Source organism: Bradyrhizobium commune (assembly GCF_015624505.1).
Taxonomy (GTDB): domain Bacteria; phylum Pseudomonadota; class Alphaproteobacteria; order Rhizobiales; family Xanthobacteraceae; genus Bradyrhizobium; species Bradyrhizobium commune.
In genome coordinates this window covers 4,066,896-4,081,671 of record NZ_CP061379.1, presented here as the reverse complement: position 1 = coordinate 4,081,671, position 14,776 = coordinate 4,066,896, and the positions used below count along the sequence as shown (strand labels likewise).

General features: G+C 60.4%; 15 protein-coding genes. 14 read left to right on the top strand and 1 reads right to left on the bottom strand.

The window, feature by feature from the left end:
* Positions 1–246 precede the first annotated feature (246 nt).
* Positions 247–462 carry a hypothetical protein gene (locus IC761_RS19260; protein ID WP_195798224.1) on the top strand — a complete coding sequence of 72 codons (216 nt, stop codon included), beginning with the start codon at positions 247–249 and terminating at the stop codon, positions 460–462.
* 237 nt (positions 463–699) lie between these two features.
* The gene (locus tag IC761_RS19255; protein ID WP_195798223.1) at positions 700–1,335 is read left to right on the top strand and encodes a response regulator transcription factor; all 636 of its coding nucleotides are present in this window, start codon (positions 700–702) and stop codon (positions 1,333–1,335) included.
* A 595-nt stretch (positions 1,336–1,930) separates the two neighbouring features.
* Here the strand turns inward: IC761_RS19255 and IC761_RS35900 are convergent.
* Positions 1,931–2,233: a hypothetical protein gene (locus IC761_RS35900; protein ID WP_246791277.1), complete on the bottom strand. Its 303-nt coding sequence runs from the start codon at positions 2,231–2,233 to the stop codon at positions 1,931–1,933.
* Between IC761_RS35900 and IC761_RS36160 the strand changes: the two genes are divergently transcribed.
* The 12 genes from IC761_RS36160 to IC761_RS19195 all read left to right on the top strand — a co-directional run bounded on the left by IC761_RS36160 (position 2,165) and on the right by IC761_RS19195 (position 14,389).
* A complete protein-coding gene (locus tag IC761_RS36160) occupies positions 2,165–2,380 on the top strand; it encodes a winged helix-turn-helix domain-containing protein (RefSeq protein WP_368367111.1) in 216 nt (71 codons plus the stop codon). The two genes, IC761_RS35900 and IC761_RS36160, sit on opposite strands and share 69 nt — an antisense overlap.
* Positions 2,381–2,422: 42 nt before the next feature.
* Positions 2,423–4,237, top strand: coding sequence for an FUSC family protein (locus IC761_RS19245; RefSeq protein ID WP_195798221.1), 1,815 nt, complete (start codon positions 2,423–2,425; stop codon positions 4,235–4,237).
* On the top strand, positions 4,237–4,440 hold the full coding sequence (locus tag IC761_RS19240; RefSeq protein ID WP_195798220.1) for a DUF1656 domain-containing protein: 204 nt from the start codon (positions 4,237–4,239) through the stop codon (positions 4,438–4,440). The genes IC761_RS19245 and IC761_RS19240 overlap by 1 nt, the downstream gene beginning before the upstream one ends.
* A gap of 11 nt (positions 4,441–4,451) precedes the next feature.
* Positions 4,452–5,639, top strand: coding sequence for an HlyD family secretion protein (locus IC761_RS19235; RefSeq protein WP_246791276.1), 1,188 nt, complete (start codon positions 4,452–4,454; stop codon positions 5,637–5,639).
* Between the two features lie 234 nt (positions 5,640–5,873).
* Positions 5,874–6,182, top strand: coding sequence for a hypothetical protein (locus tag IC761_RS19230; protein ID WP_195798219.1), 309 nt, complete (start codon positions 5,874–5,876; stop codon positions 6,180–6,182).
* Between the two features lie 180 nt (positions 6,183–6,362).
* Entirely contained in the window at positions 6,363–6,596 is a 234-nt protein-coding gene (locus IC761_RS19225; RefSeq protein ID WP_195798218.1) for a DUF6894 family protein, read from the top strand.
* A 369-nt stretch (positions 6,597–6,965) separates the two neighbouring features.
* A complete protein-coding gene (hemA, locus tag IC761_RS19220; protein ID WP_195798217.1) occupies positions 6,966–8,195 on the top strand; it encodes a 5-aminolevulinate synthase in 1,230 nt (409 codons plus the stop codon).
* Positions 8,196–9,946: 1,751 nt separating this feature from the next.
* Positions 9,947–10,219 carry a hypothetical protein gene (locus IC761_RS19215; protein WP_195798216.1) on the top strand — a complete coding sequence of 91 codons (273 nt, stop codon included), beginning with the start codon at positions 9,947–9,949 and terminating at the stop codon, positions 10,217–10,219.
* Positions 10,220–10,397: 178 nt separating this feature from the next.
* The gene (locus IC761_RS19210; RefSeq protein ID WP_195798215.1) at positions 10,398–10,838 is read left to right on the top strand and encodes a hypothetical protein; all 441 of its coding nucleotides are present in this window, start codon (positions 10,398–10,400) and stop codon (positions 10,836–10,838) included.
* Positions 10,839–11,003: 165 nt separating this feature from the next.
* Positions 11,004–11,348, top strand: coding sequence for a hypothetical protein (locus IC761_RS19205; protein ID WP_195798214.1), 345 nt, complete (start codon positions 11,004–11,006; stop codon positions 11,346–11,348).
* A gap of 1,454 nt (positions 11,349–12,802) precedes the next feature.
* On the top strand, positions 12,803–13,507 hold the full coding sequence (locus tag IC761_RS19200; protein WP_195798213.1) for a TetR/AcrR family transcriptional regulator: 705 nt from the start codon (positions 12,803–12,805) through the stop codon (positions 13,505–13,507).
* Between the two features lie 183 nt (positions 13,508–13,690).
* Positions 13,691–14,389, top strand: coding sequence for a TetR/AcrR family transcriptional regulator (locus IC761_RS19195; protein ID WP_195798212.1), 699 nt, complete (start codon positions 13,691–13,693; stop codon positions 14,387–14,389).
* Positions 14,390–14,776: the final 387 nt, after the last annotated feature.

The window sequence follows — 14,776 nt, the reverse complement described above, 5'->3', positions numbered from 1 at the left end:
ACGAGCAGCTACGATAAGTCACAAGGAGGCAACCGTGCCCCACAGCTCTGACGGTCTAGGCAAAACGACGCGATGCGCAATCTGTGACGGCAAATTTGGCCTGGTCAGGCACTATTCGTGGCGGACGCCGCTTTGTTCTAAGAAGTGCGTCAATCGCTTCCGGACTCGCCGCCAAAGTGACCGCATTTGGCTGAATTGGTTCCAAATCCCCGTCGACCAGCTGCCAGAGAATCGCGCGAGGGTTTCATGACGTTTCAGATCTCGCAACGAGGCAAGCAATATTTGAAGACGGCGCAGACTTTGTTCTCTGCCGCCAAAACCATGAGCGACCGAGCGGTTGCGGGTCAACTCAAAGCCCTTGCCAACGACTACGAACGGCGAGCCGAGAAGGCTTCGCGCGATGATGCGGCCAAGGCATTTGCTCGATCGGTTGCTAAAATTGAACGCGAGTTGAGTGCATGAGCTGACCAGTAGTATTCGGCGGCGATCGAGCGAGTCCGCGGATGGAACTTCAACCGAAAGTCGACCAGCCCCACTGAGGGGCGGGCGGTGCCAGCGTGCGTAAACTTTGGTGTACCCGCCCCCAACCTCCGGAAAATGGGCTGTTCAGGTTCCGGAATTCGGCCTAGAAATGTATGGTCTTGCCGAGCTGCAAGCCGAGACACAAGCTAATTTGGCGATTTCTTCCGAGTAGCAGCGATGTCTGACGCAACCCCGACCGTGCTGGTCATCGACGACGATCCGGACGTCCGCGCATCTGTCGGACGTCTGCTGCGATCGCTCGGCATCAATGTTCAGCTATTTGCGTCCATTTCCGAGTTTCTCAAGTCCGATCCACCGGACTGCCCCACCTGCCTGGTGCTCGATATTAGAATGCCGGGCCAAAGCGGCCTCGACCTTCAGCATGAGCTCGCTGCGGCCAACAGCGAGATCCCTATCATCTTTATCACGGGACACGGTGACATACCGATGTCCGTTCAGGCCATGAAAAGGGGCGCGATCGAGTTCCTGACCAAGCCGTTCCGCGATCAGGATCTCCTCGACGCCATCCAACTCGGGCTGTCTCGCGATCGTGCAAGGCGCGAAAATGACAAGGATCTAGCCGCTCTCAGGGAGCGCTTCGGGTCGTTGAGCCCCAGGGAGCGCGAGATTGTGATTCAGGTCGCTCGCGGCCGCCTGAGCAAACAGATTGCCCACGATATCGGGATCGCCGAGGCTACAGTGAAGGTGCATCGTAGCAGGGCGATGCAAAAGATGCAGGCCGGTTCGCTTCCCGAGCTGGGCCGAATAGCCGACAAGCTCAAGCTGGTGCTCGACCCGCCGCGACGTTCCTAGGCTGCCCACCTTGCGTGACGTTCTATTCGCGCTGTCAGATCGGTCAGGCTGCTCCGTCGTTGCACTCGCCGAGCATTGGCCCCCGGGGAATCCGTCACGTCCAAATCTGGGTTACGATGACGCGGCTGGAGCGGTCATTGCACGCCGCTCGTGTGTGATAGCTGGCCTTATCAAAAGCCCTGGCGATTTCAGAGCCGCAACTAGTCGCCGACTCCGAGTATCCAGTTGCGCAATTCCAAGCTGACCAAGAGAAAGGCCGGCGGGCGTTACGCCGCCGGCCTTGTCTTGCAGCTGCCGGCTCGCGGGTCCGGTTCCGCTGCGTTTCTCGGCACTGCGTGCCGGAGCAAACGAAGAGCAGGTCACTGTGCACTTAGCGATCCGCATGGGCTGAAGTTACCGCGGAGAGGCGGCTGCTTCTATCGTACGCCGGAATGGCGCTTGTAAATCTAGGTTTAGGGAGCGCAAACAAATCTGTCATTGCGCGCCCCCAGCGTGGAATAGCTGGCGGCACTCCAAATCCTCAGACTGCGTGTCACTGGAATGTTTACGGGGAATAATCCCTGCCAAAGCACGCGAGGTCACAATGCGATCGACTTTAGCTTTCGGACGCCTGGAGCAATTTCACCCCGAACCGAGCCTCGATGTCGGACACGCCGTTGAGAGTCGACATGTGGTCAGACCTATCTTCGAGAAGCAAACGGCATCGGCCGGCGTCGCTCCAGCCGACGTTTCGTTCGGACCGTTTCGCTTGCTTGCGACGCAGTTTCTTCTGCTGGAAGGCGATAAGCCCGTAGGGATCGGAAGCCGGGCGCTGGAAATCCTGACCGTTTTGCTTGAGCGGCGCGGTGAGCTCGTCAGCAAGCAGGACCTGATGGCTCGGGTTTGGCCCAATGTCCATGTAGGGGCCGCCAACCTCACGGTCCATATGTCTGCATTGCGTCGCGCGCTGCGTGACGGACGCGACGGGAATCGATTCATCGTCAATATCCCCGGACGGGGCTACTGCTTCGTCGCCTCAGTCGATGTCTCTCGACACGGAAACTGAACACGAGTGGCAAGGCATCTACAATTTGGTGAGGGATCCGACGTGTTCGCGACAACAGCAGAGCAGCCGTTCACCGTAGCGAAGATTCCCATCGCTTCCTGGAGCTTCGCCATTCGCATCTGGCTGGCTACAGTCCTTGCGCTGTTCATAAGCTTTTGGTTGCAGCTGGAATCTCCGACGACGGCAGCGCTCACGATTGGAGTTCTTGCCGAATCGACCCGCGGTCAGGCGCTAGACAAGGCGGGGTTTCGACTGCTCGCCACTGTTGTGGGCGTGGTAGCATCAATCGCAATCACCGGGTTCTTCTCCCAGGCGAGAGATCTCGTGTTGGCGGCGTTCGCGGTGTGGCTCGGTATTTGCGTCTTTGCGGCGAAGCTCCTGGACGGCTACCGGGCCTATGCAGCGGTGCTGTCCGGCTACACCGTCGCATTGATTGCGACACAGCAGATCGACAACCCACAGCGCGTGTTTGAATTCGGTATGGCGCGCGGAGCCGCGATCACCGTCGGCATTCTATCGATGTTAGTGGTCAACAGTTTGATGTTCGCTCCTGACCGTCAACCGCGCCTGCTCACGCAGCTGACGGCGATCCATCGCCGCGTTCGCGACTATGCAAGCGCAGCCTGCCGCGGCGAACCGGACAATCTGACCACATTCCTGACGCTACTGCAGGAAATCGTGGCGCTGCGGCCAGATATCGCAAGCGTGGCCTTGGAGTCGAGCAGCGGCTCAGTCAGGAGCACTGCCGCTCGCAGCGCTGCGGTCGCGCTGGTCAGCGAGTTGCAGGCTGGGCGGACCAAAAGTGATCCTGCGAGCGGGGCTTCGGCATGGGCAGCCAGAGAGTTGCTGCGCCGGGATGAGGAGGTTCGTCAGGATCTGTCGGACCTGAGGTCGGCGAGGTGGCCACTGCGGGGTTGGCGGGCGCCCTTGCACCGATCGTGGAAAACGGCTGCCGAAAGTGGTGTCCGTGCCGCCGCATGGTTTGCAATCGCCTCGATGTTCTACATTTGGGCGGGGTGGCCCGCCGCGAGCATTTCGCTGTCTTTCGTGGCGCTCATTGCCGCATTGGGAGCCACAACTCCGAATCCGCGTGCCTTCACCGCTATCGCCCTTGTTGCTGCGCCGATCGCAGCTGTCCTGACCGGCATACTCGAGTTCGTCGTCCTCAATGGCGCCGACGCCTTTCCTCTGCTGGCCATCGGCCTTGGTCCTTTTGTGGTCGGCTCAGCACTCCTCGCGACCTCCAAAAATCTTCTGTGGTCGTCACTGGGCCGCGTCAATCTGAGTTTTCCCCTGCTCATGCTGGCGCCGAGTAATCCGCAGACCTACAATCCACAGGCCTTTCTCTTCACCTGCCTATTCATCATCGCGGCAGCGGCGCTCCTCTTTGCGGCACAGACGCTGATTCCGCCAGTCTCCGACGAGAAGCGCAGGATGCGGCTGCTCGCAGAGGCTCGTGGCGGGCTGCAGGAACTGGACCAGACGAATCGGGAAGCTCCCGAGGAGGCGATGTTCCGGGACGCATCGCGTATCGGGAAATTTCTTGCTGCCGGCGGGGCCCAGGACAGTCGTGCTCTCGCTGATATGCTCTCATGCTTCGATCAGTCGGCAATACTTCGGATTTGCGATGCGAAGCTGATGCAATTCACTGATGGGTCTCTTGAAGCATTAGCAGACGAGGCACGCGAGGCGATCGCCAAGCGAGATACGTTCACGCTGCGCGCCATTGCACACAGGTTGAGTGAGCGGACTCCGCAGCAAGACTCGATTGAAGGCGATGCTGCTGCGTGCCTGACCATGACAAGCAACGTCGTTGCCCGGGGCAGCGGCGTCGGGTCCCCCGGGGAGGCACATTGATGGCACACATCTTCCCAGAGCTGGTCGTCGGGGGTGTCCTGTTGGCGCCGTTTGTAACCTATTTGATGATGGTTCTCGTCGTCATCATTATCCTCCGACCGCTTCTGCATGTCATCGGCTTCGCGAACATGTTCAGTCACGCCCCAGTTGCCGAGCTCAGTCTGTACGTGACTGTTCTGGGCTTATTGATGCTGTTATTCTAGAGGAGGTGGTTATGGATGCGGCCGTTCATGATGAGGCTATTCAGCAAGACAAAATGCAGGCGTCAGTCACGCGCCCGTCGCCGAGCATCGGTGACGCTTCGGCTCGCCAAGCCAGTGAGCTCGACGACATTGGGCGAAGGTTATCGGAAGCTCATCCGGGCACCAAACTGTCCGTCTCGGCCTCCGGAAAGTCCATCGCGCGGAGGCGAGGCGGGGCGTTGCGAACGGCGCGGTTTCTGCTGCGCAAGGTAGCGACAGCCGGGATTGCAGCCGTTGCGGTGCTGGTCTCTCTCGTGACCTGGGACCGGTACAACGCCGGGCCCTGGACACGAAACGGGCGCGTGCGAGTTCAGGTCGCTAGTGTGGCGCCACAGATTTCTGGTCAAATCAAGGAGCTGCGCATTGTCGACAATCAGTTCGTCCACAAGGGCGACATTTTGTACGTGATCGATCCCTTCGATTTCGACGTCGCGCTGCGTGCGCATAAGGCGGCTCTGCAACAAAAGATTGCCGATCTGAATGTGAAGGAATTGCAGTCCGATCGACGCAACCGCTTGTCCGAGTTATCTACGTCCGTCGAACAGAAGCAAGTCTATGAGGGAAATGCGCTGCAGGCGAAAGCCGCCGTAGACGCGGCTCGCGAGCAAGTGGCACAGGCTGAGGTCAACCTGCAGCGCACCGAGGTGCGTAGCACGGTGAATGGGATCGTTACCAACGTCTTGCTGCGAGAGGGAGACTACGCGCATCAAGGTGCCACCAACGTGTCGATCATCGACACAGATAGCTATTGGGTCGATGGCTACTTCGAGGAAACGAAACTGGCGAGGCTGTGCGTGGGTGACCGCGTCGAGGCAAAACTGATGGGCTACTCGGCGCCTATCACGGGGCATATCGCAACAGTGACGCGCGGTATCAGCGTGTCCAACGCAGCGGCTTCCACGCAAGGGTTGCCTAACGTCGATCCGGTTTACACCTGGGTACGTTTAGCGCAGCGAGTGCCGGTCCGGATTGCGATCGACGATGTACCAGCCGGCGTGCCTCTGGTGTCGGGTTTGACAGCAACCGTCACGATCCGGAACGGCAGGGGCGGCGAGAGCGGAACGCTTTTGCAAAACGTTCGATCCGAACTCGAGACGAGCTTCTTCGGACTGATCGGCAAAACTTCGGCCCGGCCAGGCTGCATTCCCAGCCCTTCGTGAGAAGCGGTTATTCGCTGAAAGTGCAGGCCACAGCTTCCCTGTCGACTGAGTTTGTACCCGCCGCGCGGTAAGAGGTGTGGCCCCAATGCAGCATACGAGACCGTCGCTCGTCGCTTCTAACAAGGTTTATGTTGCCGCAACGACAGCTGCATTCAGAACAACTCGCGTGCAATAGAAGATAGAACCCGCAAACTGTAACTCTCCTCGAAACAACTCGCTCTGTGGAGTTCGATCATGAGGAGAATACTCGTTTTCATCGCTTCTGCTGCGATCAACGCGTCCACGATTCCTGCGCTCGCCGCCGAGTGTACGTCGATCAAAAACCTCGATGCCTCTCGCTCGCGTTGGGAGACGCTGCGCAGCCAACCTGACAAAGCAGCCGATAAGGAGAAGATGTGTCGCGCCTATGCCGCGTCGTTCTACGAATCGGTGACATTGCGGCACGCCGCGGCAAAATGCATCGACGGCGAAAGGGCTCAGGTTACGCTCGATTCCGAGATCAACGCCTTCAACGATCTGTTGGCGTCAAAGTGCGGCGGTTGAGCCTGACGACAGTGACGATCCACAAGGCGCGCAGATGATCCTCTTACCTCTCATGGCAACCTGGTTGTGGTGCCAAATCCTCACTGCATCACCGCTTCCAGCTGTCGCACTGTCCCCTCGCGAACGTCTGCCACGCCAGCATCACGCGCTGCGTCTTGTTCCGTTTGAAGGAGGTTGAAAATGACCCAGGTATTTTTCCACTGCTCCAACACGAAGAAGGTGTTCCTCGATTACCGGGGCGCCGTGGTGAACGACCTCGCTGAGGCGCGCGATCATGCGACCCGCCTCGTGCAATCCTTCACCAACGAGCGCAGCCTCGAGGACTGGCGTGACTGGGCCTTGCACGTCAGCGACGATCGGGGCGATGAACTCTTCATCGTGCCCTTCACGTTCGTACTCGGCAGGTCGCATTGATGAGAGTGTCGGTCGACATCAGCTACTTCGCCTGCTGCTGGGCTGCTCGCAGGCAAGGTCGCATAGCCACTGCGCTCAATGCGCTGGGATACGCATTAGCTACGATTTTCCGGGATTTGGACTGCTTCACTCGCCCCGAGATTGCTTGTCGAATACCAGTTTGCCTCGCGGAGGCAGACACCTTTGCAAGTGCTCGGCGCCCGGCGCTCGGTCCCTCCGCCGTGCATCGCCTGCGGCGGGTCCATTCCCCGAGGACTGGCCGCCCCCTTTGGAGCCCGACGGGCGACGGCGCGGAATCGGATGGGCTCGGCGGCTCTTTGGATCGGCGAACTCCCAATCGTTAAGCATAATCCGGGTGGAGCTTTTGCGATGACTTATGATCACTACTTTTCCGCGGCGCTTGCTCGCCTGCACGCCGAACAGCGCTACCGTATGTTTGCGGATCTCGAGCGCATCGCGGGACGTTTCCCGCACGCAATATGGCATTCCCCAAGCGGCCCACGGCCGGTCGTGATCTGGTGCTCGAACGACTATCTTGGCATGGGCCAGCATCCAAAGGTGATCGGCGCCATGGTCGAGACCGCGACCCGCATGGGCGCTGGCGCGGGAGGCACCCGTAACATTTCTGGGACCAACCATCCGCTGGTCGAGTTGGAGCGCGAGCTCGCAGACCTGCACGGCAAGGAGGCCGCGCTGGTGTTCACCTCAGGATACGTGTCCAACGACGCCGGCATCGCGACTATCGCGAATCTGCTGCCGAACTGCGTGATCTTCTCCGATGCCTGGAACCACAATTCGATGATTTCGGGCGTGCGGCGCGCCGGCGTGGAAAAGAAGATCTGGCATCATAACGACGTCGGTCACCTCGAGGAATTGCTGGCGGCGGAGGCTCCCGAGCGGCCGAAACTGATCGTATTCGAGGCGCTCTACTCGATGGACGGCGACGTCGCGCCGGTGAACCGCATCTGCGACCTCGCCGAGCGCTACGGCGCCATGACCTACATCGACGAGGTCCATTCGGCCGGCATGTATGGTCGGCGCGGTGCCGGCATCGCCGCGCGGGAAGGTGCGTTGCACCGGATCGACGTCGTCGAGGGCACGCTGGCGAAGGCATTCGGCTGCCTAGGCGGCTACATCGCGGCGAATGCCGATATCATCGATGCGGTGCGCTCTTACGCGCCGGGATTTATCTTCACCACCGCGCTGCCGCCGGCTGTCTGCGCCGCCGCTACCGCGGCGATCCGGCACCTCAAGTCTTCGCAATGGGAGCGCGACCGCCATCAGGAGCGGGCGGCTCGGGTCAAGTCCGTGCTCAATGCAGCAGGCCTGCCGGTCATGTCCAGTGAGACCCATATTGTGCCCTTGATGGTGGGTAATCCCGAGACATGCAAGCAAGCGAGCGATCTCCTGCTCGCCAAGCACGGCATCTATGTCCAGCCGATCAACTATCCGACCGTCCCGCGCGGCACCGAGCGGCTGCGCATCACGCCGACGCCCTATCACGATGACGAACTGATTGACGGGCTCGCCGAAGCGCTGGTCAATGTATGGGGCCGAGTCAAATTGCCGCTCCAACATCACGCGGTCGCGGCAGAGTGATCAGCAATGCATGCCGGCACATTTTCAACGAAGCGAATGACCAAAACCTTTTGGAAGCACACAATGAAAAAACTTCTCACATGTGCCATAGCCGCGAGTTGCCTGGCTGCCTGCGCATCGGTCGCACAAGCCCGCTCGCCGTACGACGGATCTTGGGAGCTGCTCTTCGTGACCCAAAGAGGCGCGTGCGATCCGACCTATAATTTCTCCGTCAACATTACTAACGGCATCGTCACGCATCCCAACCTTGTGAAGTTCACGGGCCATGTAGCGCGCTCGGGCGTCGTCCGCGCCTCGGTGACCGTTCCGGACAAACATGCGTCCGGCTCAGGTCGACTCGCGAGCAATTCCGGTCGCGGAACATGGAGCGGCTATTCGGGAGGCGCACGTTGCTCAGGGTACTGGACCGCCCAGCGGAGCTGAAAGACTTCCTCCCGACTGCCTCTTGCCCGACAGAGCCGGAGTTCGGCCCGCGGGCGCATATCGCGTTGAAAAAGTAAATTTTGGCGCACCCGACACGATTCGAACGTGTGACCTTTGCCTTCGGAGGGCAACGCTACGCGGCCGCCTCGAATAGCAATCTGAGATGGTTGCAGGTCCAGGATTTGGACCTGCTCGGTAGCTCCCGAAGCCGTAGTTAAATCGCGCACAACAGGCGGCATTTGGCGGCCCTATCAAAGTGCCGCTAGGCCAGTTACGCTGCGCGCCGATAAGAAAACAGGGCCTCCGAAATAGTGGGTTTAGCAATGTAGCGGTCTCCCGCTACCAATCGTACGATTTTGTCCGCCAACCTACGATTTGCTGCGATCCAGTGCGCGAGCTGATCATGCAACGTCGCGACCGGCGATCGCTTCCTGTCAAAAATCTGCAGCCGACAAAAGAGGGACGGCCGGCCCCAGGGAGAGACCAGCCGTCGTTGCGAACCCGAACAGAAGGGTCGCATTACCCTGCGTCACTGGCGTTCGCGAGAATTGCTTCTGCGAAAGTTTCAGGATTGCGCCCATGATGGATTAGACCGGGGCATCTCAAAAAGCTAAGCGCAATCAGCACTCAAGCCTGGTCGCTATATGTCGTGCTGTACCAAATGCTGTACCGACCGATTTTGAAGAGGCACAGGCGAGCAATTTCGCGGTCTCGCTTTTTCTCTGCCGTCGCGGCCCACACCCTCGCGTTCTCGATTTACCGCATGCAATCGTCAGCTCGAGTCTCTGAGCTCCGCCTACTGCACTTTACTTGTGCGCGAGGCTGCTTTGGATTCGTTTACATCCTGAGCGGTTACGAAATTCAGAAGGATGCATTATCGGCATAGCCGCAAGCCCAGCCTTTTGGTGGCGGTGGTAGAACGTCTGCAAATAAATTGTAAAGCGGACACGGCCGCCCGGGCCTTGGCCGCCTCGTTCATTGAGACGAGTGCGGGAGCTGTCCGCCACCACTCGGTGCAGCGTCAAGATCCATTCGGTGATTTTATCGTGGCGGCATCAAAAGCCATTCGACAGCACTTAAGAGCAACGAGCCGCAAGTTGAGGAACTGATCGCGCGCTCCGCAGTGATCGGCAGAATGCAGGCCGGCGCACTTTGACGCAAACCGAGGCCGCACTCACTGACGGGCATCAGCCATCAAACCCCCGTGATACCATATTGACCAAATAGTCGGAATGACCTACGTGATCAGAATTGGCGCGAGACCCTTCGCGCACAAAACCTGTCGCCTGGTTGGAAGCCGCGCGACGATCACCGCTGGAGACAAGACAATGAAGCTCAGCAAGCGTGTCGCGATCGCAATTTTGGTCCTCGCACCTGGTTTTGCGGCGCCGGCGTCGGCGCAGGGAACGGCACAACAGCGTGCCGCATGCACGCCCGATGTGTTCAGGCTTTGCAGCGAGTTCATTCCAGACCCGGACCGCATTACTGCCTGCCTCGTCTCGCGGCAGCAAGAGCTCAGTGATACCTGTGCGAGCGTGTTCAGTCCGCCGCGTTCTGCCACGTCCGGAACTTATCCCGAACCGACGCGGTATCCCCGCTAGTACAGCACTGTTGTTTCAACATCAGTTCGCGGCGGAAGCGCAAGCACTCTAACGGTGCTGATCGCAATCGACGACGTGGTCGGGTCTGCATTAGAGCCGACCGGCGCGGACGGTTCGCTCAATCCGCTATCGCTCACCACCACTCTGCGTCCAAGTCGTGGTCAATGGAGAAGAAAACATGGAAGCAACTACCTTGCCCGCACTGGCAGCCCTGATTGGCTCTGCCGCCGGGGCGCTGTCGTCATTTGCGGCGAACTGGACCACGCACTGGGTTCATTTGAATGGTGGTCGCTCCGCCACCGAGATCGCCAAGCGCGAAGCCCTGTACGACAAGTTCATCGACGAAGCGTCGCGGGCATTTGCACACGCGCAATCCTGCCAGGAAGACAACCCATCGATGGTGGTCCCGCTATTCGCGCTCGTCTCTCGCATGCGTCTCATTTCGCCGCCGGAGGTGATTTCAGCAGCCGAAGTTGTCATGGTTGCGGTGGTGGACGCGTATGCGGCTCCGAACAGGAGCTTTCGAGAAATTCGCGAGGAGGTCGCCGCAGGTGTCGCCGACCCCCTCCGGCCCTTCGGTGAAATCTGTCGTCAAGATATCGAGGGTTCGAAACGCTAGGTTGGGCACTCCGTCAGACCCATTCGCCAACCTGGTCGCGCCTGGTGTTGATCAGCCCCCAATGCCAGGCTCGTTGCGGCCGTCCTTCCCCCAAAGGACGGCCGCTCTTCTTGCATCAATCAGATGAAGCCCCGCAGGTTCCCAGCGAACAAGCGCCGAGGCGCCATGGCAGACAAGGGTGCAGTCGTGAGGCGAATTGTATTGGCGGTAAGCCCTGTCCTCTTGCTGTTGTCCGGTACAGCCGCAATGGCTGAGTCGCGATGCGCCTATGCGTCGGCAAGCGTTTCCTCTTTCGGTCGCGAGCCACGTCATCCGCAGCAGAGCAGGCTCGATGTTGCGGGAGGCGGCGACACTTGCCGCGTCTACATCAAACAGTTCGTCGAGGCGGTGACGGCTCGCAAAGATGCGGCGTCTTGCCAGGATGGCGTCGCGCGTCGACGCACGCTTGAGGTTCTCGACGCTGAAATTGAGGCCTTCAACGATCGTATCGCCGAGAACTCCTGCCAGTAGCAGCGTTGCGCTGTTTCTGCGGGGCTTGCTCCGCGCTCCGAGCAAGGGCGTGGGGGATCGGGAGAGACTCCGATCCCCCCGGCGCTACTTACCGCAGGTGAGGCGGGCCGCCTTCAACGCCGCGCGGGCCTCCCCCGAAGCCACGCCCGGCCAAGGCAGCCCCGCGGAGTCCGCCCGCAGCACCTACGCCGCCTGCGCTTCCTACGACTCCGCCACGTCCACCAACGGCGCCGACTGCTCCAACGGTGCCGCCAGCGCCCTCGACAGCGCCGCCACTCCCCTGAACGACAACGCCGTTTCCGGTCTGATAGCCGGAGCTGTAGCCACCAGAAGACTGGCAGCTGTTGTTGCTATTGCAGTCATTGGTCGTAGAGCCGTAGCTGGCGGTCGGATACTGATAGGTGTAGCCGCTGTCCGAGGATCCACTCGTTCCGGAGCTGTAACCGCTACTTCCGGAGCTGCTGGCGCCGGCTGCGTAACCAGCCGCGGTGCCGTAGGCGTAGCCGGCGGCCGCGGCACCGTTGCCGTAACCGCCATCCGTGGAGCCGCCACCGTAAGCACCGGCCGCAATGCCACTGGCGCCATTGGCGTAGCTCGTCGCTGCGCCGTTGGCGGTTGCCGCGGCTCCACTGGCCGCCGCGCCGTTCGCGCCCTCGGCGGCTATAGCTCCGGCAGAGCCGGGGGTAGCTTGAGCAGCACCCAGATTGGCCGGCTCGACCCCAGGACCGCCCGGGTGAACCGCGGCAAGGTTGCCTGGATGGGGCTCGGCCGAGTTCGGGGCGCCGTGGAAAGGCGCGCCGCCGGCAAAGTTGGGCAAGCCGCCGTGGGGCATGGGCGGACCGCCGGCGAAGTGAGGCAGGCCGCCATGGGGGGAGGGCAAGCCGCCGCCGAGGTGCGGGAGCCCACCATGGGGAGCTGGCGGACCGCCGTGGGGAAGCGGCGGCCCGAACGCGAATGCGGACGTCAAAAGTGCACCACTGCAGACGGCAGTGGTGGTCGCCAGTACGAGGATTGATTTACGCAGCATGACAAGCTCCATTTCCAGGCGTGAAACGACTGCGGGTCGTTTCTTCAGGTGATGCCGGAAGGGTGTGATCCACTGTGCGGTTTCCGGCCGCCCACAAGTTTCTCAGCGCGCAAGGCGAAGCCCGTTGCACTGATGATGACCAAATAGTCATTACGACTTTGTGGTCAACATAAATCACAGGAGTTTGATGCAGCATTGAGCCCTGGGGGCGGCGGTTAGCGCCGGCGCCTGTCTGGCCGGGCCTCAGCCGAGAGCTGCGTGGGCGTCAATTGAAGTCGGATCGGATGAGCTTACGCCTATTGCCTTGCAGCGGATGGGCTTGCTGCTAGGGGACCTGCAACGACAAGAGCTTTTGTCACGGCATTGCCACCTAGACGTCTTTGTCAAATTGACTTAATGCTTTGTAAGTTATTGTGGAATCTCACCCATGGCCAACGTCAATTCAGTCCGTCGCGCCGAAATCGGACGCGAGAAGCGAGCGAGAACCCGCGCCCAGCTCGTTGCCGCAGCCGGTTCGCTGTTCGCCAGGCAGGCGGTGGAATCGGTCACCGTCGACGATGTCGTCAAGGAGGCGGGGGTCGCGAAGGGGACCTTCTACGTCCATTTCGAGGACCTTCGTGCTCTCGGTGCCGCCGTGGCTTTAGATCTCGTCCAGTCTTTTGACGAGTTGCTTCAGCCTGGGCGGCTTGCGATCAGCGAACCGGAGCTGCGCATGGCATTTGGTTGCAGCTGCTTTATCGACAAGGCTCTCAGTGACCCGGCCTGGGCTCGTGTTGTGGCGCGAATGGCCACGGCGAGCCCGAGCGGTCTTGAGGCGGCGCGCAGCCGCTTTCTGGAAGACATGAGGCGGTTTTCCAAGGGCGTGCCGCAGGGCGGTGTCCCTCCCGAGCTCAGCCTGGAAATCGTAAGTGGAATGCTGCTGCAACTGCTGTCCGCGTTTGGCGAGGGGCGGCTGTCGCGGCGGCACCGCGAAGACGCGCTCGCGGCCATCCTGCGTGCGATCGGGCTCGATGCAAAGCAGATTAAATCCGTGCTTGGCCGTCTGCCGCCATCGAAGGACGCCGCGCTTGCTCTCGCGCCTGGCAAGAGTCCGAAGCCGAGACGACGGACGTCGGCCGGCAAAGGGGGCTGATGTCGTCGTCTCGCGAGACCGATAACTATTCGGCAGCTCCGCGGGATGCGTCCCGTCTTCCCGAGCGATATGAAAGTGACTTAAACGTCAATATGACGTTGCATCGTTACGATAACAATTCATCTATTTCGCATCTATGGCTCTCATCTTGACTTTTTAGTCATTTATGACTACAAAGTTCTCATGGCCAAGATTGATCCAATTCGTCGCGCCGAAATCGGACGCGAGAAGCGGGCGAGGACCCGCGCCCAGCTGGTTGTCGCCGCGAACTCGCTATTCGCCGGGCAAGCCGTGGAGTCAGTCACCGTTGACGACGTGGTCAAGGAGGCGGGGGTCGCGAAAGGTACGTTCTACGTCCATTTCCAGGATCTTCAGGCTCTCGCTGTCGCCGTCGCCCAGGATCTGGTGCGGTCATTTGACGAGTTGCTGCAGCCGGCACGGCTCTCCATCAGCGAACCGGAACTGCGCATCGCGTTGGGCTGCAGTCGTTTACTCGACAAGGCTCTTGATGACCCGCACTGGGCCCGGGTTGTGGCGCGGATGGCGACGGCGGCCCCAAACGGCCTCGCAGCTGTGCGCGGCCACTTTCTCGAGGACATGAGACGGTTTTCGAGGGGCTTGCCGCAGGGAGGTGTCTCTCTGGAGGTCAGCCTGGAGATCGTTGTTGGAATGATGCTGCAATTACTGAGCGCTTTCAGTGAGGGGCGGCTGTCGCGGCGGCACCGCGAGGACGCGGTCGCGGCCATCCTCCGTGCGATCGGCCTCGCTGCAGAGCAGATTAAATCCGTCATTGCGCGTCTGCCAGCTTCCAAGAACGGCGCACGCACCCTCGCGCGCGCCAAAACTGCGCGCCGGCATCCTTCGACCGGCAGCGCCACCTAATCCCGACATCGGCAGTGAACTACGCGACGATGCGATGATCGCGTCGCCGACATCTATCGCCTTTGTTTCCGCCTTGCGACTGAAGTTGGTCGGGTGCCGTCCCACCGGCAGAATCCTTGATCGCATCAATGCGGCGCTTGGCCGGTCGCTGATCTGTCATCAAGCGGCTTTCCCATGCGATCAAGTCGCGCTCACCGATGAGTGATCCGAGTAGCGCCAGCCGCCGCTTTCCCGAGCGCTTTCGCTCCATCCGCTTGAAAGCACGGAAAAGTTTTTACCGCCATTCACCCGCCGCTGTTGTGCCTGTGTTCCGTCCATCCGTAATTGATCATAAATTCATATTGACGTTTTCGTCGTTTTGACCAATTGGAAGGTCAGATGCCGGTG

What these genes read in the sequence shown, in the direction of transcription:
- IC761_RS19215 (WP_195798216.1), top strand. Translation starts at nt 9,947, where the DNA reads ATGAAGCTCAGCAAGCGTGTCGCGATCGCAATTTTGGTCCTCGCACCT.
- IC761_RS19210 (WP_195798215.1), top strand. Translation starts at nt 10,398, where the DNA reads ATGGAAGCAACTACCTTGCCCGCACTGGCAGCCCTGATTGGCTCTGCC.
- IC761_RS19225 (WP_195798218.1), top strand. Translation starts at nt 6,363, where the DNA reads ATGACCCAGGTATTTTTCCACTGCTCCAACACGAAGAAGGTGTTCCTC.
- IC761_RS35900 (WP_246791277.1), bottom strand. Translation starts at nt 2,233, where the DNA reads ATGGACATTGGGCCAAACCCGAGCCATCAGGTCCTGCTTGCTGACGAG.
- IC761_RS19230 (WP_195798219.1), top strand. Translation starts at nt 5,874, where the DNA reads ATGAGGAGAATACTCGTTTTCATCGCTTCTGCTGCGATCAACGCGTCC.
- IC761_RS19240 (WP_195798220.1), top strand. Translation starts at nt 4,237, where the DNA reads ATGGCACACATCTTCCCAGAGCTGGTCGTCGGGGGTGTCCTGTTGGCG.
- IC761_RS19195 (WP_195798212.1), top strand. Translation starts at nt 13,691, where the DNA reads ATGGCCAAGATTGATCCAATTCGTCGCGCCGAAATCGGACGCGAGAAG.
- hemA (WP_195798217.1), top strand. Translation starts at nt 6,966, where the DNA reads ATGACTTATGATCACTACTTTTCCGCGGCGCTTGCTCGCCTGCACGCC.
- IC761_RS19255 (WP_195798223.1), top strand. Translation starts at nt 700, where the DNA reads ATGTCTGACGCAACCCCGACCGTGCTGGTCATCGACGACGATCCGGAC.
- IC761_RS19260 (WP_195798224.1), top strand. Translation starts at nt 247, where the DNA reads ATGACGTTTCAGATCTCGCAACGAGGCAAGCAATATTTGAAGACGGCG.
- IC761_RS19205 (WP_195798214.1), top strand. Translation starts at nt 11,004, where the DNA reads ATGGCAGACAAGGGTGCAGTCGTGAGGCGAATTGTATTGGCGGTAAGC.
- IC761_RS19200 (WP_195798213.1), top strand. Translation starts at nt 12,803, where the DNA reads ATGGCCAACGTCAATTCAGTCCGTCGCGCCGAAATCGGACGCGAGAAG.
- IC761_RS19235 (WP_246791276.1), top strand. Translation starts at nt 4,452, where the DNA reads ATGGATGCGGCCGTTCATGATGAGGCTATTCAGCAAGACAAAATGCAG.